Below are 15,679 nucleotides of genomic sequence, written 5' to 3'. Positions count from 1 at the left end.
ATCTCAGGCGGTGGCAAGCCGCCGGTCGACCAGGACCGGGCGCTGCGGCAGCGTGATCTCCGCGGTGCTGCCGATCGGCAGGCCGGCGGCCTCCTCGGTCGGCAGGTCGGCCTTGACCTCGGTGCCGTCCGAGAGCCGTACGGTGAGCCGGGTGACGCTGCCGAGGAAGGACGCGGACACCACCAGGGCCCGGCCGTCCGCGGCGGGGGTGAGGCCGACGTTCTCCGGCCGGACCAGTACGTCCAGCGCGCCGTCGGCGGGGACGGTGCCGTCCACCTCGTGCCGGCGGCCGAGCACCTCGACGCCGTCGCCGGAGCGCTCGCACGGGATGCGGCTCATGGTTCCGACGAACTCGGCCACGAAGGCGGTGGCCGGACGGGCGTAGAGCTCGGACGGGGTGGAGCACTGCTCCAGGCGGCCCGCGCGCAGCACGGCGACGCGGTCGGCCATCGACAGCGCCTCCTCCTGGTCGTGGGTGACGAACAGGGTGGTGATCCCCAGCTCCTGCTGCAGGCGGCGGATCTCCTCGCGCAGGCTGAGCCGCACCTTGGCGTCCAGCGCGGACAGCGGCTCGTCGAGGAGCAGTACGCGCGGCTTGAGGGCGAGCGCGCGGGCGAGCGCGACGCGCTGCTGCTGGCCGCCGGACATCTGGTGCGGGTAGTGCCCGGCACGCTGCGGCAGGCCGACCAGCTCCAGCAACTCCTGGGCGCGCCCGCGGCGTTCGGCCTTGGCGACACCGCGCATCCGCATCCCGAAGGCGACGTTGTCGAGCGCGGTCAGGTGCGGGAAGAGGCTGTAGGACTGGAACACCATGCCCGCGTCGCGCCTGTGCGCGGGGATCCTGGTGATGTCCTCGCCGTCGACCAGGACCTCACCACCGTCGTGGGTCTCGAAACCAGCCAGGATCCGCAGCGCGGTGGTCTTGCCGCAGCCGGACGGGCCGAGCAGGGCGAGCAGTTCGCCGGGCTCGACGGTCAGGTCGAGGCCGTCCAGCGCGGTGGTGGCGCCGAACTCCCGGCGCAGGGAGCGGAATTCGACGGTCGCGCCGCCGGTCGCGAGCGGCGCACCGGAGGAGAGGGCGGTAGCCGTGGTCATGCGGGGGACTCCTGAGTTGCGTGGGGTGGATCAGGAACGCGCGGTCTTGCGGCCGCGGCCGACGGCGGACATCAGCAGCAGCACGACCCAGACGATCAGCAGGCTCAGCATCGAGACCGCGACCGACATCTGGCCGTCGCTCTTGCCGTTGGAGTTGATCCACACCGAGAAGGGGGCGAAGCCGAGGATCGAGGCGGTGGTGAACTCGCCGAGCACCAGGGCGACGGCGAGCACGGCGGCGTTCAGCAGCGCGCTGCGCAGGTTCGGCAGGACCACGGTGAACACCGCGCGCATCCAGCCGGCACCGCAGTTGCGGGCGGCCTCGACCAGGGTGACCACGTCCACGCCGCGCAGTCCGGCGTCCAGCGCCCGGTACGCGAAGGGCAGGGCCATCAGCACGTACGCGATCACCAGGACGATCGGGAACTTCGGGTCCTGGATGGCCACGATGGTCTGGAAGAACGGGGTGTCGGACAGGTAGTCCGGGCCCCACCGCAGCACGCCGACGATGCCGGTGGTGAGCGCCACCACCGGGACCACCAACGGGAGCGAGCAGATCACCTCGATCACCGTGCGCAGCCCGGGCGCGCCGAGCCTGGCCGCGAGCAGCGCGGGCACCAGCAGGAGCAGCAGGATCACGACGGTGACGGCGGCGAGCTCCAGGCTCAGGGTGAGGCTGTCCGTGAAGCCGGGCGCGTTCAGCAGCTCGGTGTAGGCGCGGAAGGTGATGCCGCCCTTGGTGTCGTCGACGCTGAAGTAGACGGAGGCGGCCATCGGCACGGCGAAGTAGATGCCGCAGATCAGCAGGACCAGTCCGCGACCGGGGCGGAGCTTGGCCCGCAACGATTGAAAACTCAGGCTAGCCACTTGGCACTCCGGCGCTGAAGGGGCAGGTAGATCGCCATCACCAGGCAGGCGACCACGATCATGTCGAGGCCGAGTGCGAGCGCCAGGTTGCCCTGGCCGACCAGCACGTTGCCGGAGAGCGCGTCGCCGATCTGCATCGAGATCAGCGGCACCGAACTGCCGACCATGGCCTCGGCGGTGGCGTACGCGGCGAAGGAGGCGCCGAACAACAGCACGAACCCGCCGAGCAACGAGGGCAGCAGCACCGGCAGCGCGACGTGGCGCCAGTACTGGAGCACGGTGGCGCCGTTGTTGTACGCGGCCTCGCGCCACTGCACCCGCAGCCCCTCCAGGGCCGGGGTGATCGTGAGGATCATCAGCGGTACCAGGAAGTACAGGTAGACCACCGAGAGGCCGGAGAAGGTGTAGAGGCTCCAGCCGTGCTTGGTGAGGCCGAGCTTCTTGGTCACCTCACCGGAGTTGCCGAGGGTGGCGACGAACATGAAGGCGAGCGGCACACCGCCGAAGTTGGCCAGCACGCCGGAGCCGGAGAGCACCGCCTCGCGGAACAGCCGGAACCGGGAGGTGACCACCGCCTGGGCCAGCGGCAGACCGACCACGGTACCGATCAGCGCGGTCAGCAGCGAGAGCTTGACGCTGCCGAACAGCGCCGTCCAGTACGCGCCCTGGAGCGAGTCGGTGAGGTTCGCGGTGGTGAAGGTGCCGCCGCCGCCGGGCGAGTCGGTCGAGGTGGTGAACGCGCCGATCGCGATCGCCACCGTCGGCAGGCCGAAGCCGATCAGGAAGAACAGCAGCAGCGGGAGCGCGGCCAGCCAGGCGCGGCTGCCGCCGCGCTTGCGCCGCGGGGTGGCACGGGAGGTCCGTGCCTCGGGGGTGGCGGTGCGGGACGTCCCCGCGCCGCCGCCGAGATCGGCGGCGGCAGGGGTCGGCACCGGGGTGGGAGCCGTAGTCATGGTTGAGGATCAGCCCGCGATCGCGTTCGCCCAGTTCTCGGTCACGGTCTTCTTCGCCGCGTCCGTCTGGGCCTGGGTCGGGAAGGTGGTGAAGGGCTTGGCGACCGGCGGCAGCTTGGCGGCGGCCGCGGCGTCCAGGGTGCCGGCGCTCTTCATGGCGTCGAACAGGGCCGGGGTGGCGTAGCCGCCCAGGAAGCCGTTCTGGCCCTCGGCGCTGTAGAGGTACTCCTCCCACAGGCGAGCGGCGGCCGGGTGCGGGGCCCACTTGTTGATGGCCTGGTTGTAGTACTGGGCGTAGGAGCCGTCTGCGGGGATGGCGACCTTCCAGTCGATGTCCTTGTCCTTGAACTTGTCGGTGTAGCCGGTGTTCAGGTAGGACCAGTCGACGCTGATCGGGGTCTCGCCCTTCTCGATCGTCGCCGGGGTCACCTCGACCGGGTTGAAGTTGCCGGCCTGCTTCAGCTTGCCGAAGAAGTCGATGCCCGGCTGGATGTTGTCCAGCGAACCGCCGTTGGCCAGCGAGGCGGCCCAGACGGCGCTGAGCGCGGCGGCGGCCTTGGTCGGGTTGCCGTTCAGCGCGACCATGCCCTTGTAGTCGGGCTTCAGCAGGTCGGCGAAGGTCTGCGGGCAGGCCGAGACCTTCTTGGCGTCGCAGCCGATCGAGACGTAGCCGCCGTAGTCGTTGTACGACAGGCCGCTCGCGTCCTTCATGCTCGCCGGGATCTTGTCGAAGTCGGTGACCTTGTAGGGGGCGAGCAGGCCCTGGGCGCCGGCGCTCTGCGCGAAGGCGGTGCCGAGGTCCACCACGTCGGGGGCGCGGTCCTGGCCCTTGCGGGAGGTGATCGCGTTGATCTCGTCCTGGCTGGAACCGTCCGGGTTCTCGTCCTCGATGTCGATCCCGTACTTGGCCTTGAAGCCGTCCATCAGCTTGCCGTAGTTCGCCCAGTCCTTGGGCAGCGTGATGACGTGCAGCTTGCCCTCCTTCTTGGCGGCGGCGACCAGCGCGTCCATCCCACCGAAGTCGGCGGCGGAGGTGGCGTCCTTGGCGGCCTTGCCACCCGCCTTGGCCGGGGCGTCGGCGGAGGAGGTCGAGCCGGCCGACCCACAGGCGGTGAGGGAGAGCGCGGCGGCGGTCAGCACAGCCGCGAAGGCGGCGGCACGGGCACGGTGCAACGTCACGGGAAAGTTCTCCTGACAGGGAGGGAGCGGCAAGCTGGGGGGAACGCTCATTGGGGGAGGCATCGGACAACTTCTGGTCAAGTTGGCTAGGCAACTCATCGCCGACGTCGGTAAGTACGCCGGAGTCCGGTGACGGGAAGGTGAACGGACGGCCCAGCTCAGGGGGCGGCTGCGGGAACGGTGGAATCAGCGCCGCCGCGCAGAGATCAACAGCGGCTACAGTCGGTGGCGTCCGCGCTGCAACCGTGCGCGGGCCCTGCCCCAGGAGGGACATTGACACACGCGGCACAGGCACATGTGGCCCGGGAGGCAGACGTGACACAGGGGACACACGTGGCACAGGACTCCGAGCACACCACGACCGTCGACCGGACGTCCGGCGCGCTCTACCGCCAGGTGGCCTCCGACCTGCGCGAGGCCATCACCTCTGGCTCCTACGGCGAGTCCGGGCGCCTGCCCGCCGAGGGCGCGCTCGCCGAGCAGTACGGCGTCTCCCGCGGCACCATCCGGCAGGCGCTCGCCCTGCTGCGGGCCGACGGACTGGTCACCTCGCGGCGCGGCACCCGCCGGGTGGTGCTCGGCGGTGCCCGGGTCCAGAGCTTCTCCGAGCTGCTCAGCTTCACCCACTGGGCCCGCTCGATGGGCGAGGAGCCCGGTGGACGGCTGGAGTCGCTCATCCGGCGGCCGGCCGACGCGGCCGAGCGCGAACAGCTGCGGCTCGCGCCCGGTAGCGACGTGTACGTCGCGCTCCGGCTGCGCACCCTCTCCGGCAACCCCGTGATGGTGGAACGCATCGTGTATCCGCCCCGGGTGGGCGAGCTGGTCGCCCAGCTGCCGCCCGACGTGGTCTCGCACACCGAGTTCCTGCGCGAGCACGGCATCCTGTTCACCGACGCCGACCACACCATCGACGTGGTCGCCGCCAACGCGGACGACGCCCGGCTGCTCGGCTGCCGCCGGGGCAGCCCGCTGCTCAGGGAGCGCCGCCGCACCACCGACCCCACCGGCACCCCCGTCGAGTGGTCCCAGGACCGCTACCTCCCCGGCACGGTGGCCTTCAGCGTCCACAACTCCCTTGCCGCCTCGGCGCTCTCCCGCCACGCCCGCGAGGGCGACTGAACGCTCCACCGGGCGCACGCCCCCGTCCGCCCTCCCGTCAGGCCATCAGGCGCTCGAGCACCGGCCGGAAGTGGGCGAACGGCGGGGTCGGGGCGTCCGCTTCCTTGGCCCGGTCGTCCCAGCGGCGGACCGCCACCGCGTCCTCGGCGCCCGCGAGCGCGACCTTGCCGAGCCCGGATGAGAGGCAGTCGACGGACGGATGGCCGCGACGCGAACAGCGGCGGACCCGTGGGCGTCAGCCCACGGTCAGCACCGCGTTGCCGCGAATGCGGCGGCCGCGCAGATCGGCGATGACGTCGGCGGTCCTGGACCAGTCGCGGACCGTGCCGATCTCCGGGTGCAGCCGGCCGCCGGCCACCAGCCGCACCAGGGTGGCGAGATCGTCGCCGTATACCAGGTCGGAGACGGTGTAGTCGAAGTGCGCGATCCTGGCCTGGGCCGGGCCCCTGAAGAACTCGAAGAAGTCCAGGGTCGCCGGCGTGCCGCCGGCCTGGCCGAACCAGACCAGCAGGCCACCGGGTGCGGTCCGGGCCAGCGCCGCCGACAGCGACGGTCCGCCGACCGACTCCAGCACCACGTCGAACGGCCCCTCGGCCTCCTCCAAGGAGGTCACCACCTCGACCGCGCCGAGCTCCGGCAGCCGGGTGCCGCGCTCCCGGTTCGCGCAGACCGCCGTGACCGCCGCCCCGGAGGCGGCCGCCAGCTCGGTGACGTAGTGCCCGACACCGCCGCTCGCCCCGGTGAGCAGCACCCGCCGGCCGGCCACCGGTCCGGCGGCGCGGAGCAGCCGCAGCGCGGTGATCCCGGCGAGCGGCAGCGCGGCGGCGGTCACCGAGTCGACGCTGTCCGGCAGTTCGGCCACGTTCCGGGTCGGGACGGCAACCCGCTCGGCCCATCCGTACCCGGGCGGATGGGCCACCACCCGGATCCCGGCCGCCGGGCCGCTGCCGTCGGCGGCGGCCCGCAGCACCAGGCCGGCCACGTCCTTGCCCGGCCGCCAGCCCGGCCGGGGCCGGGGCAGCACCCCCGCCAGCTGGAGGGTCTCGCCCCGGTTGACCGAGTACGCCTCGACGGCGAGCACCAACTCGTCGGCCGCGGGCTCCGGTTCGGGAGCCTCGCCGAGCACCACCGGCGCACCGCTCCCGGGCAGCATCGCCTTCATGGCCGTCACTCCCCGGCGAAGACGACGGTCTTGGCGTGCAAGGTGTCCCCGAAGTACTCGCGGACCGAGGCGATCCGCCCGTCGCGGATGGTGAAGACGGCCAGGCAGTGCTGCTCGTACCGGCCGCCCGCCTTGGCCAGGCCCCGGCTGGTCCACTCGGCCAGCACCCGCTCGCCCTCGGCGATCACGCCCTCGAACTCCATCGACAGCGAGTCCGGCAGCAGCCGGGAGACCATCGCGGGGATGAACTCGCCGAGGATCTCGTCCGGTCCGGTCCAGGTCCGCGACAGCGGCAGGTCGCCCGCGAGCTTCCAGGTCGCGTCCGGTGCGAAGAAGCGGCGCAACGCGTCGAAGTCCCCGGTGAGCAGGGTGTCCATGTACTCGAGGACGACGGCCTTGCTGACGGCGGTGAGCTCTGCGGTGGTCATGGTGGTTCCGGCCCTTCTGGTGTTCGCTTTCCGGTAGCTGAACCCTAGGAAGAGCGCGCTACCTGAGGGAAAGACCGGTTTCCGATCGGATCAGAACGAAACGGCATCGCGGCAGTTCAGACTGGGTCGTAGACTGCCGGACATGCTCGAACTCCGCCGCCTGCGCTACTTCCTGGCCGTCGCCGAGGAGCGGAACTTCACCAGGGCGGCCGAGCGGCTGCACATCGCCCAGCCGGCGCTGAGCCGTCAGGTCCGCCAATTCGAGGAGGAGTTGGGAGTACGCCTGCTGGAGCGCAGCACCCACTCCGTCGAACCCACCGAGGCCGGACGGCTGCTGATGGAGCGTGGTGCCGCCCTCTGCGAGGAGTCCGACCGGCTGTGGCGCGACCTGAAGGGCTTCGCCGGAGGCGAGCAGGGCACGCTGTCCGTCGGGTACAGCACCAGCACCGGGTACGAGACCGCGCCCGCGCTGCTCGGTGCGCTGGCCGAGCGGCACCCCGGCATCGCCCTGACCACCAGGCTGCTGCCGACGGCCGAGATCGTGGCGGGCGTCGCCGACGGCACGCTCGACGCGGGCCTGGTGCGTTGCCCGCCGCCCACACCCGAACTGGTCCGCACCCTGCTGCGGCTGGAGCGGCAGGGCGTCCTGATGGCGGAGGGGCACCCGCTCGCGTCCGCCGAGCGGGTCGACATCGCCGCACTGTCCGGTGAGACCCTGCTGGTCCACCCCCGGGAGGCCAACCCCGGCCACTACGACGCGATCCTCGCCCTCTTCGGGGAGCCGGGGCGGGTACCCGGGCTGCTGCTGCGCCAGCTCTCCTTCGACGCGGCCCACACCACCGTGGCACGCGGCGAGGCCGTCGCGATCGTCGGGTGCTCCGCCGCGCAGAGCCTCCCGGCCGGCCTGCTGTGGCGCCCGCTCGCACCCGTCGCGACCATCGAGATCCACCTGCTCACCCGGGGCCGCCCCACCCGTGCGGCCGTCACCCGGCTGCTCCGGGTCGCCTCCGACACGGCCCGCGCCAACGGCTGGCTCCGCTCCCCGGACACGGCCGCACCCTGATCCGGGGCGGGCGTACGCAGGCGCCGGCGCGGTCTTTGCCCCAGGCGCCTACTCGGGCTGCCGGCGGGGCAGCAGCAGGGCCGGGAGCAGGGCCAGCCCCATCAGGGCGACCGCCCAGCCGTAGGTGTGGCGGAAGGCGTCGGCCGGGTGCGGGGCGGTCCGCTGGGCGTGGGTGAGCAGCACGGACATCAGCGCGGTCCCGGTGGAGGCGGCGACCTGCTGCAGGATGGTGACCGCCGTGGTGGCCAGCGGCACCTCCTCGGCGGCGACGCTGCGGGTGGCGGCCGCGATGGTGGGCATCATGGTCAGTCCCACGCCGACGCCCAGCACCGCGAGGGCGGTCTGCAGGTGCCAGAAGGGGACGTCATCGGTGACCTGCACGGTGAAGGCGAGGAAGCCCGTGGTGGCGACCAGCACGCCGGTGAGCACGATCCGGCCCGGCGGGTGGCGGTCGATCAGCCGTCCGGCGAACTGCATGGTCACCCCGGTGGCCAGGGCCTGCGGGATGCCCAGCAGCCCGGAGTGGGCGGCGCTCTGGCCCCGCAGCCCCTGGTAGTACAGCGGGAGCAGGATCAGCGAACCGAAGTAGGCGCAGACGAAGAGCACCTCGGACCCGGCCGCGGCGGCGAACGGCCGCCGGGCCAGCAGCCGGAGGTCGAGCAGCGGGTGGTCGCAGGTCAGGGCGCGGGCGATGAAGCCGAGCACCATGACGCCACCGGTCAGCATGAAGGCCGGATCCCTGCCGTGGATGAGCCCGTAGATCAGCATGGAAAGCCCGGGGGAGAGCAGCAGCAGGCCGAACACGTCCAGCCGGCGGCCCGGTCTCGGGACCTCGTGCGGCAGGATCCGGGCCGCCAGCACGATCGCTATGGCGGCCACGGGCGGGTTGATGAAGAAGATCCACCGCCAGGAGGCGGCGTCCAGCAGCGCACCGCCCAGGATCGGCCCCGCCAGCGGCCCGAGGAGCACGGGTAGGCCGAGTACGGCCATCGCCCGTCCGGTCCGCTCGGGCCCGGAGGCCCGGAGCACCAGGGTCATCCCCACGGGTGTCAGCATTCCGCCGCCCAGGCCCTGGACCACCCGGAAGGCGACCAGGCTCTCGGTGCTCCAGGCCAGCCCGGCGAGTGCCGAGCCGGCGCCGAACAGCACGAGGGCGGTCAGGTACAGCCGTTTGGCGCCGATCCGGCCGACCGCCCAGGCGGTGACCGGGATGACGGTGGCCAGGGCCAGGGTGTAGCCGGTGGCCACCCACTGGATGGTGGTGAGCGGCGCGCCGAAGCTTCGGCCGAGCACGCGCATCGCCGTGTTGACGGCCGTGGTGTCCAGCACGCTCATGAACGAGCCCAGCACGACGACCAGGGCGGTGGCCCGCAGCCCGGCAGTGCCGGCCGCCGGAGGGCCGAGGCGGGTGCGCGGGGTGGCACTGGTGGTCATGGCGCTTCCCCGCTCGGTCTCCGTAGGGCTGGATCGGTCGGGCCTGCCGCAACGCCCGGCCCTGCCGGGTCAGTTGGTCCAGCATGCCCACTGCGGTGCCCTCGGCCACGCTACCGTCCGCCGCTTCACCCTGCTCGTCGAAGGACGGCCGGACGGGGCGGCGGTCGGTGGCGTCCCGGTCGGTGGCCCCCGGTCGGTGGCGGGGTGCGGTGCCGGTCGGTGGCGGGTCCGAGTGGCGTCGGGGACGTCGGGGACGTCGGGGACGTCGGGGCTCCGCTCCGCCTGACGGGTGAACCCGAGCCGGTACGGCGATCGGCACCGTCCCGAGCGGCCGCACCGGTCCGGTGAACGGATGGTCGAGCGGATGGTCGAGCGGGTGGTGGAACCGATGGTCAGCGGCACAGTCGGCGGCGGAGCGTGACGCACTGCCAGCCGCACTGTCGGCCGCGCCGCCGGGGCCCCGCCCGGCTCAGGCGGTGGCGACGGCCGCACTCCACGCCGCGGACGCGGCCTCGGCGGCCCGGTCGGCGTCGGTGCCGGGAAGGACGGCGGCGAGCGCGGCGAGGACGGACTGGACGGTGTCCAGCGCGGCGGCGGTGCCGTAGTGGTTGACCCGGAGCATCTCGGCGGCGAGTGGACCGCCGCCGGCCTGGACCGGCAGGGCCGGGTCCAGCCGACCGGCGAGCTCGGCGGCGTGCAGACCGGACGGGGTGCGCAGGGTGGTGGCGACCGGCGCGGCGTGCTCGTCGCGGTGGACGTACGGGGTGAGGGCGCCCAGCGCGCGGACGCCCGCGCGGGTCGCGGCCGCTGCGGCGCGGTGCCGGGTGATGGTCGCGTCCAGGGTGTCGGCCGCGATCCGGTCCAGGCAGGCATCCAGCGCGAGCATCTCCAACTGGGCCGGGGCGTGCGGGAGTACGGTGCGTCCGGCGTCCGTCCAGCGCTCCTTCCAGTCAAGCAGCGAGAGGTAGGAGCGACGCGGCGCGGCCGGGTTGGCGGCGATCCGCTCCCAGGCGCGGTCGCTGACCGAGACGGCGGAGACCCCGGCCGGGCCGCCCATCGCCTTCTGGCCGCCGATCACACACAGGTCCACGCCCCACTCGTCGGTGAGCAGCGGCTCGGCGGCGACCGAGGCGACGGCGTCCAGCATCAGCAGCGCGCCGTGCTCCCGCACCACGGCGGCGATCTCGGCGACCGGGTTGGTGTTGCCGGTGGCGGCCTCGGCGTGGACCAGCGAGACGAAGTCGATCCCGGGTTCGGCGGCGAGCGCCCGGGCGACCTGCTCGGCGCCGGCCGCACCGTCGAACGGCACCACCAGGTCCACGACCTCGGCGCCGCAGCCGCGCAGCCAGTTGCCGAAGGTCTGGCCGTACGGGCCGGTGACGATGTTCAGCGCGGTGCTGCCCGGGTGCGCGGCACCGCGGATCGCCGCCTCCAGCGGGAGCAGCGCCTCGCCCTGGGTGATGATCACGTCCGCCGTGGTGTGCAGCAGTGCGGCGACCTTGTCCTCGATCGCTGCGAACTGCGCGGCACTCAGCGGCGGGAGGTCGAGGAAGGGGCTCACAGTCTGGCCTTTCGGACGGGTACACGGGGCGGGGCCCGGCCCAGTCTGCCGCATCGCCCGCACTGCCCCTACCCGCCGGTCCCGCCCGGCCGGCGGTCGACCCCGTTGTGGCGACCCGCAGCGCAACGGGACGAGGCCCGGGCCGGTCCCCTGCCGATTCCGGCTTGGCAGGGGACCGGGTGACCGGGCCTCGTCCCGTCATGGGGCGGACCGGTGGGATCAGCCCATGGCATCACCGCGGCATGTGACCGGTCGTGGAAACCGACCGGTCACGGATACGACTAGTCGGCCAGCAGGCGGTAGGTGTTCCAGCCGCCGCCGACCTTGACCGCGTCGTTGAACGGGTCGGTCTGGCCGCCGTTGCCCTTGTAGAAGTACAGGTTGCCGTTCCGGTCACGGGCGAGCAGGTCGGCGATGCCGTCGCCGTCCATGTCACCGGTGGAGACCAGCTTGTCGTACTTGTCCCAGCCGCCGCCGATCCGCACCCGCGAGTCGAACGGGTCGCCCCAGTTGCCGTTGCCCTTGTAGAGCCACAGCACGCCCGACTTGTCGCGCGCGACGATGTCCGGCTTGCCGTCGCCGGTGAGGTCGCCCACACCGGTGATCTGGTCGTAGATGTCCCAGCCGCCGCCGATCTTGTGGCGGTCGGTCAGCGTCCCGTCGGCGTAGGCGAAGTACTCCCACAGGTCACCGTTGCGGTCGCGGGCGATGATGTCGGACTGGCTCTCGCCGCCGAGGTCACCGGGGGACAGGACGGTGTCGTAGATGTCCCAGCCGCCGCCGATCCTGATCGACTCCTTGTCCTTGCCGGCGAAGACAAGGCTGCCGTCGTCCCACAGGTAGTAAGTCCCGTCCCAGAAGCGGTCCTTGTTGTTGTCGACGTCCGCGACCGTCTTCAGGTGCTTGAAGACGTCGTTCTGGGAGCCGTCGAACTCCTGGTAGCGGTCGTTGAAGTTGCCCTTGCCATCAGGCCAGTAGCTGTAGACGCTGCCCTGGGAGTCGATGCCGATCAGGTTGAAGATCGGCGACGCCTGGCCGGCCGTCACGCCCCGCGGGGCGGCGAGCTGTGCCGAGCGGGACTCGACGTTCTTCTCGTGAGCCTTGGCCGCCTTCAGGCTCGCGGCCTGGAAGGGCGAGGCGGTGGCGGCCGAGGCCGTCCCGCCTGCCGTGCCCGCCATGGCGGCGGCGAGTACGGCGGTAGCGAGTCCGCTGAGGACGCGCTTTCCCAGTCGGCCGGTGAGTACGGTCACGTAACTCTCCCCTATTACGTAAAGAGGGCGGTGCTCGGGACGAGCTGATCCGCTGTCGCGGAATCTTTCCACAGACGCCCTTTACGACAGTCAACCGGGGGGATTGGTTGTGCTGCAAGTGGAAAAAAAAGAGGGAGCTTGCCGTGGCGGCAGAACGCTCCTTCAGGCGTCGCTAATCGGACGAATTCCTTCTTTCGGGATGTTTCCGAATCATGATTTGTCGACAGCACCACTTGTCTTGTCCGCGCGTGAGGTGACACCGGCAGTACGCGCCATGACGGAACGTCATGAAGAAACTCCGGTGAAGTCGCGTTCCGGAATTCGTGTCGCGGTGACGGGTGCCCGAATCCCGCCCAGCCGGGTGCCGGTCGTGTCCTGGGTCTCGTCTCGGGGCGGCACCGCCGGTCCGGCCGGGCGCCACTTCGTGCGAGGTGTCTGGGCAAGGCGTTGACACGGCAGTAACTTGCCGGTCAGTCAGGCTAGTTCACGGTGCGAGCCCCCAACTCGCACCGGAGTCGGGTCCGGTCCCCGTGTCGAGGCCGGCCGGACCGGGCCCAGTGCCTCCACCCCCCCACCCGGAGGAAGCCATGCCCGCAACCCCCACGCACCCCACCCTGCCCAGACACCGCCGGCTCGCCTCGCTGGCGGCCGGCTGCGCCCTGCTGACCGCAGCACTGGCCGGCGCCGGCCCGGCCGGGGCGGCCACGTCCGCGGACACCCCGGTGCCGCACACCGACCCGGTGACCGCCGCCCAGGCGCTGGCCGCGCCGGGCGTGCCGGGTGCCAACGACTGGTCGTGCAAGCCGAGTCCGGCCCACCCGAGGCCGGTGGTGCTGGTGCACGGCACCTTCGCCAACGGTTCGGTGAACTGGGACACCATCGCGCCCGCGTTGGCCGGGGACGGCACTTGCGTCTTCGCGCTCACCTACGGCGCGATGCCCGGTGTCCCGTTGCTGCGTGCGGTCGCACCCGTGGCGGACTCCGCGCAGCAGCTGTCGGTCTTCGTCGACGGCGTGCTCGCGGCGACCGGCGCCGGGCAGGTCGACATCGTCGGCCACAGCCAGGGCGGGATGATGCCGCGCTACTACCTGAAGTTCGACGGCGGCGCGGCCAAGGTGCACACCCTGGTCGGGCTGGCCCCGAGCAACCACGGCACCACCCTGGACGGCCTGGTCACCCTGGCGAAGGCCTTCCCCGGCGCGCTCGACCTGGTCGGCACGGCCTGCCCGGCCTGCACGGACCAGGCCGTCGGCTCGGACCTGCTGGGCCGGCTGAACGCGGGCGGCGACACCGTGCCCGGGGTGACGTACTGGGTGATCGCGACCCGGTACGACGAGGTGGTCACGCCGTACCGGACGCAGTTCCTGAGCGGCCCCGGCGTGCACGACGTCACGGTCCAGGACCTGTGCCCGACCAACATCCCGGGCCATGTGCTGATGGCCGTCGACCCGCTGGTCCTGCACGAGGTCCGGCACGCCCTCGACCCCGCGCACGTGGCGGAGGCCGACTGCTGGGCCAATCTCACCGGCTGACCGGTGCGGCCGGGGGCCGGCCGGGACCTCCCGGCCGGGACCTCCCGGGCGGCCCTCCCGCCGGCGGTGGGCCCGTGGGTAGAGTGCGCGCATGAGCGATGGCGCGGTGCTGCACATCAGGGGACGGGTGCTGGTCGGGCCCGAGGACGTCCGGGACGAACTCTGGGTCGTGGACGGCCGGGTGACCTTCGACCGCCCGGCGCGGGCGAGTGACGTCCGTACGGTCACCGGCTGGGTCATGCCGGGCCTGGTGGACGCGCACTGCCACGTCGGCCTGGACGCGCACGGCGCGGTGGACGAGGCCACCAGCGAGAAGCAGGCGGTGACCGACCGCGACGCGGGCACGCTGCTGATCCGCGACGCCGGCTCCGCCGCCGACACCCGCTGGATAGACGACCGCGAGGACCTGCCCCGGATCATCCGGGCCGGCCGCCACATCGCCCGTACCCGCCGCTACATCCGCAACTACGCGCACGAGATCGAGCCCGGCGACCTGGCCGCCTACGTGGTGGCCGAGGCCCGGCGCGGCGACGGCTGGGTGAAGCTGGTCGGCGACTGGATCGACCGCGAGCGCGGTGACCTGGCCGCCTGCTGGCCCGGCGACACGCTCCGCGAGGCGATCGCCGCCGCGCACGCCGAAGGCGCCCGGGTCACCGCGCACTGCTTCGCCGCCGAGTCGCTGCCCGACCTGGTCGCGGCCGGGATCGACTGCATCGAGCACGCCACCGGACTGACCGAGGAGCTGATCCCGGTCTTCGCAGAGCGGCAGGTGGCGATCGTCCCGACGCTGGTGAACATCGCGACCTTCCCCAAGCTCGCGGACGGCGGCGAGGCGAAGTTCCCGGCCTGGGCCGCCCACATGCGGCGGCTGCACGAGCGCCGCTACGACACGGTCGGCGCGGCGTACGACGCGGGGATCCCGATCTACGTCGGGACGGACGCCGGAGGCTCACTGGCGCACGGGTTGGTCGCGGACGAGGTCGCGGAGCTGGTCAAGGCCGGGCTGCCGGCCGCGGCCGCGTTGTCGGCGGCGAGCTGGGGAGCCCGCGAGTGGCTGGGCCGGGACGGCCTCACCGAGGGCGCTCCGGCCGACCTCGTGGTGTACCCGGAGGACCCGCGGGCGGACGTCCGGGTGCTGGCCGACCCGCAGCTGGTGGTCCTGCGGGGCCGCGCGATCGGCTGACTCCGCCGTCCGCTTCTTCCGCCGGGGTGCCGGCCGGTGCTTCCGGTCGCCGGGGTGCCGGCCGACGCCGCCCCGCCGCCCGGGGGAAAGAGGGGGGATCCCGGGCGATCCCGGCGACGAGGGCCGTCCCGGGTGGACGGTGTCCGTTGGGCCGATAGGGTGGCGCCATGGCACCGCGTCCACTGAACGAGATCGTCGAACCCGGCTGGGCCAAGGCCCTGGAACCGGTGGCCGGGCGGGTCGCCGCCATGGGCGACTTCCTGCGCGGCGAACTGGCCGCAGGCCGCACCTACCTGCCGGCCGGGCCGAACGTGCTGCGGGCGTTCCAGCAACCCTTCGACTCGGTACGGGTGCTGATCGTCGGCCAGGACCCTTACCCGACGCCCGGGCACGCCGTCGGGCTGAGCTTCTCGGTGGCGCCGGAGGTCCGGCCGATCCCGGGCAGCCTGATCAACATCTACCAGGAGTACGGCCGGGACCTGGGCTTCCCGCCGCCCTCCAACGGCGACCTCACCCCGTGGACGCAGCAGGGCGTCCTGCTGCTCAACCGGGCCCTGACCACCGCTCCGGGCAAGCCGGCCGCGCACCGGGGCAAGGGCTGGGAGGAGGTCACCGAGCAGGCGATCCGGGCGCTGGTGGCGCGCGGCGGCCCGCTGGTGGCGATCCTCTGGGGGCGTGACGCCCGTAACCTGCGCCCCCTGCTGGGGTCGGTGCCCGCGGTGGAGTCGGCGCACCCGAGCCCGATGTCGGCGGACCGCGGTTTCTTCGGCTCCCGCCCGTTCAGCCGGGCGAACGAGATGCTGGTCGAGCAGGGCAGCCAACCCGTGGACTGGCGACTCCCCTGACGGCACAT

14 protein-coding genes are annotated in these 15,679 nt (G+C 72.6%); 5 read left to right on the top strand and 9 right to left on the bottom strand.

Going from position 1 to position 15,679, the window contains the following annotated elements; all coding sequences use genetic code 11:
* Positions 1-3: 3 nt before the first annotated feature.
* From ACZ5ON_RS21260 to ACZ5ON_RS21245, 4 genes are read right to left on the bottom strand one after another with little or no spacing between them, the layout of a single operon-like run.
* Positions 4-1,095, bottom strand: coding sequence for an ABC transporter ATP-binding protein (locus ACZ5ON_RS21260; protein WP_465594740.1), 1,092 nt, complete (start codon positions 1,093-1,095; stop codon positions 4-6).
* Between the two features lie 30 nt (positions 1,096-1,125).
* Positions 1,126-1,938 (bottom strand): ABC transporter permease, encoded by an 813-nt coding sequence (locus ACZ5ON_RS21255; protein ID WP_465594737.1) that lies wholly within the window; start codon positions 1,936-1,938, stop codon positions 1,126-1,128.
* An 11-nt stretch (positions 1,939-1,949) separates the two neighbouring features.
* Positions 1,950-2,915: an ABC transporter permease gene (locus ACZ5ON_RS21250; RefSeq protein WP_465594734.1), complete on the bottom strand. Its 966-nt coding sequence runs from the start codon at positions 2,913-2,915 to the stop codon at positions 1,950-1,952.
* Between the two features lie 9 nt (positions 2,916-2,924).
* Positions 2,925-4,094 carry an ABC transporter substrate-binding protein gene (locus ACZ5ON_RS21245; RefSeq protein WP_465594731.1) on the bottom strand — a complete coding sequence of 390 codons (1,170 nt, stop codon included), beginning with the start codon at positions 4,092-4,094 and terminating at the stop codon, positions 2,925-2,927.
* Positions 4,095-4,427: 333 nt separating this feature from the next.
* Here ACZ5ON_RS21245 and ACZ5ON_RS21240 point away from each other — a divergent pair, with 333 nt between their 5' ends.
* Complete coding sequence (locus ACZ5ON_RS21240) at positions 4,428-5,213, top strand: GntR family transcriptional regulator (RefSeq protein ID WP_465594728.1); 786 nt, start codon at positions 4,428-4,430, stop codon at positions 5,211-5,213.
* 235 nt (positions 5,214-5,448) lie between these two features.
* Here ACZ5ON_RS21240 and ACZ5ON_RS21235 read toward each other — a convergent pair whose 3' ends face one another.
* Complete coding sequence (locus tag ACZ5ON_RS21235; protein ID WP_465594725.1) at positions 5,449-6,375, bottom strand: zinc-binding dehydrogenase; 927 nt, start codon at positions 6,373-6,375, stop codon at positions 5,449-5,451.
* A gap of 5 nt (positions 6,376-6,380) precedes the next feature.
* The gene (locus ACZ5ON_RS21230; RefSeq protein ID WP_465594722.1) at positions 6,381-6,803 is read right to left on the bottom strand and encodes a nuclear transport factor 2 family protein; all 423 of its coding nucleotides are present in this window, start codon (positions 6,801-6,803) and stop codon (positions 6,381-6,383) included.
* 142 nt (positions 6,804-6,945) lie between these two features.
* Between ACZ5ON_RS21230 and ACZ5ON_RS21225 the strand changes: the two genes are divergently transcribed.
* Positions 6,946-7,866, top strand: a complete 921-nt coding sequence (locus ACZ5ON_RS21225; protein ID WP_465594719.1) for a LysR family transcriptional regulator — start codon at positions 6,946-6,948, stop codon at positions 7,864-7,866.
* Between the two features lie 48 nt (positions 7,867-7,914).
* Here ACZ5ON_RS21225 and ACZ5ON_RS21220 read toward each other — a convergent pair whose 3' ends face one another.
* The 3 genes from ACZ5ON_RS21220 to ACZ5ON_RS21210 all read right to left on the bottom strand — a co-directional run bounded on the left by ACZ5ON_RS21220 (position 7,915) and on the right by ACZ5ON_RS21210 (position 12,111).
* Positions 7,915-9,300, bottom strand: a complete 1,386-nt coding sequence (locus ACZ5ON_RS21220; RefSeq protein WP_465594716.1) for a DHA2 family efflux MFS transporter permease subunit — start codon at positions 9,298-9,300, stop codon at positions 7,915-7,917.
* Between the two features lie 469 nt (positions 9,301-9,769).
* Positions 9,770-10,915, bottom strand: coding sequence for a pyridoxal-phosphate-dependent aminotransferase family protein (locus ACZ5ON_RS21215; protein WP_465594713.1), 1,146 nt, complete (start codon positions 10,913-10,915; stop codon positions 9,770-9,772).
* 227 nt (positions 10,916-11,142) lie between these two features.
* Positions 11,143-12,111, bottom strand: coding sequence for an FG-GAP repeat domain-containing protein (locus ACZ5ON_RS21210; RefSeq protein ID WP_465594710.1), 969 nt, complete (start codon positions 12,109-12,111; stop codon positions 11,143-11,145).
* 587 nt (positions 12,112-12,698) lie between these two features.
* On the opposite strand from ACZ5ON_RS21210, the gene ACZ5ON_RS21205 reads away from it, so the two are divergent.
* The 3 genes from ACZ5ON_RS21205 (at position 12,699) to ACZ5ON_RS21195 (ending at position 15,671) form a co-directional block, all read left to right on the top strand.
* Positions 12,699-13,643, top strand: a complete 945-nt coding sequence (locus tag ACZ5ON_RS21205; protein ID WP_465594707.1) for an esterase/lipase family protein — start codon at positions 12,699-12,701, stop codon at positions 13,641-13,643.
* A gap of 91 nt (positions 13,644-13,734) precedes the next feature.
* Positions 13,735-14,826 (top strand): amidohydrolase family protein, encoded by a 1,092-nt coding sequence (locus ACZ5ON_RS21200; protein ID WP_465594705.1) that lies wholly within the window; start codon positions 13,735-13,737, stop codon positions 14,824-14,826.
* A 167-nt stretch (positions 14,827-14,993) separates the two neighbouring features.
* Positions 14,994-15,671 (top strand): uracil-DNA glycosylase, encoded by a 678-nt coding sequence (locus ACZ5ON_RS21195; protein WP_465594703.1) that lies wholly within the window; start codon positions 14,994-14,996, stop codon positions 15,669-15,671.
* Positions 15,672-15,679: the final 8 nt, after the last annotated feature.

The sequence above is a fragment of the Kitasatospora sp. NPDC032150 genome (assembly GCF_055579945.1).
This window is presented reverse-complemented; position numbering and strand designations above follow the sequence as displayed.

Bases quoted from the DNA above. Each gene is read 5' to 3' on its own strand.
- ACZ5ON_RS21200 (WP_465594705.1), top strand. From the start codon at position 13,735: ATGAGCGATGGCGCGGTGCTGCACATCAGGGGACGGGTGCTGGTCGGG.
- ACZ5ON_RS21205 (WP_465594707.1), top strand. From the start codon at position 12,699: ATGCCCGCAACCCCCACGCACCCCACCCTGCCCAGACACCGCCGGCTC.
- ACZ5ON_RS21230 (WP_465594722.1), bottom strand. From the start codon at position 6,803: ATGACCACCGCAGAGCTCACCGCCGTCAGCAAGGCCGTCGTCCTCGAG.
- ACZ5ON_RS21235 (WP_465594725.1), bottom strand. From the start codon at position 6,375: ATGAAGGCGATGCTGCCCGGGAGCGGTGCGCCGGTGGTGCTCGGCGAG.
- ACZ5ON_RS21225 (WP_465594719.1), top strand. From the start codon at position 6,946: ATGCTCGAACTCCGCCGCCTGCGCTACTTCCTGGCCGTCGCCGAGGAG.
- ACZ5ON_RS21215 (WP_465594713.1), bottom strand. From the start codon at position 10,915: ATGCGGCAGACTGGGCCGGGCCCCGCCCCGTGTACCCGTCCGAAAGGC.
- ACZ5ON_RS21250 (WP_465594734.1), bottom strand. From the start codon at position 2,915: ATGACTACGGCTCCCACCCCGGTGCCGACCCCTGCCGCCGCCGATCTC.
- ACZ5ON_RS21260 (WP_465594740.1), bottom strand. From the start codon at position 1,095: ATGACCACGGCTACCGCCCTCTCCTCCGGTGCGCCGCTCGCGACCGGC.
- ACZ5ON_RS21220 (WP_465594716.1), bottom strand. From the start codon at position 9,300: ATGACCACCAGTGCCACCCCGCGCACCCGCCTCGGCCCTCCGGCGGCC.
- ACZ5ON_RS21195 (WP_465594703.1), top strand. From the start codon at position 14,994: ATGGCACCGCGTCCACTGAACGAGATCGTCGAACCCGGCTGGGCCAAG.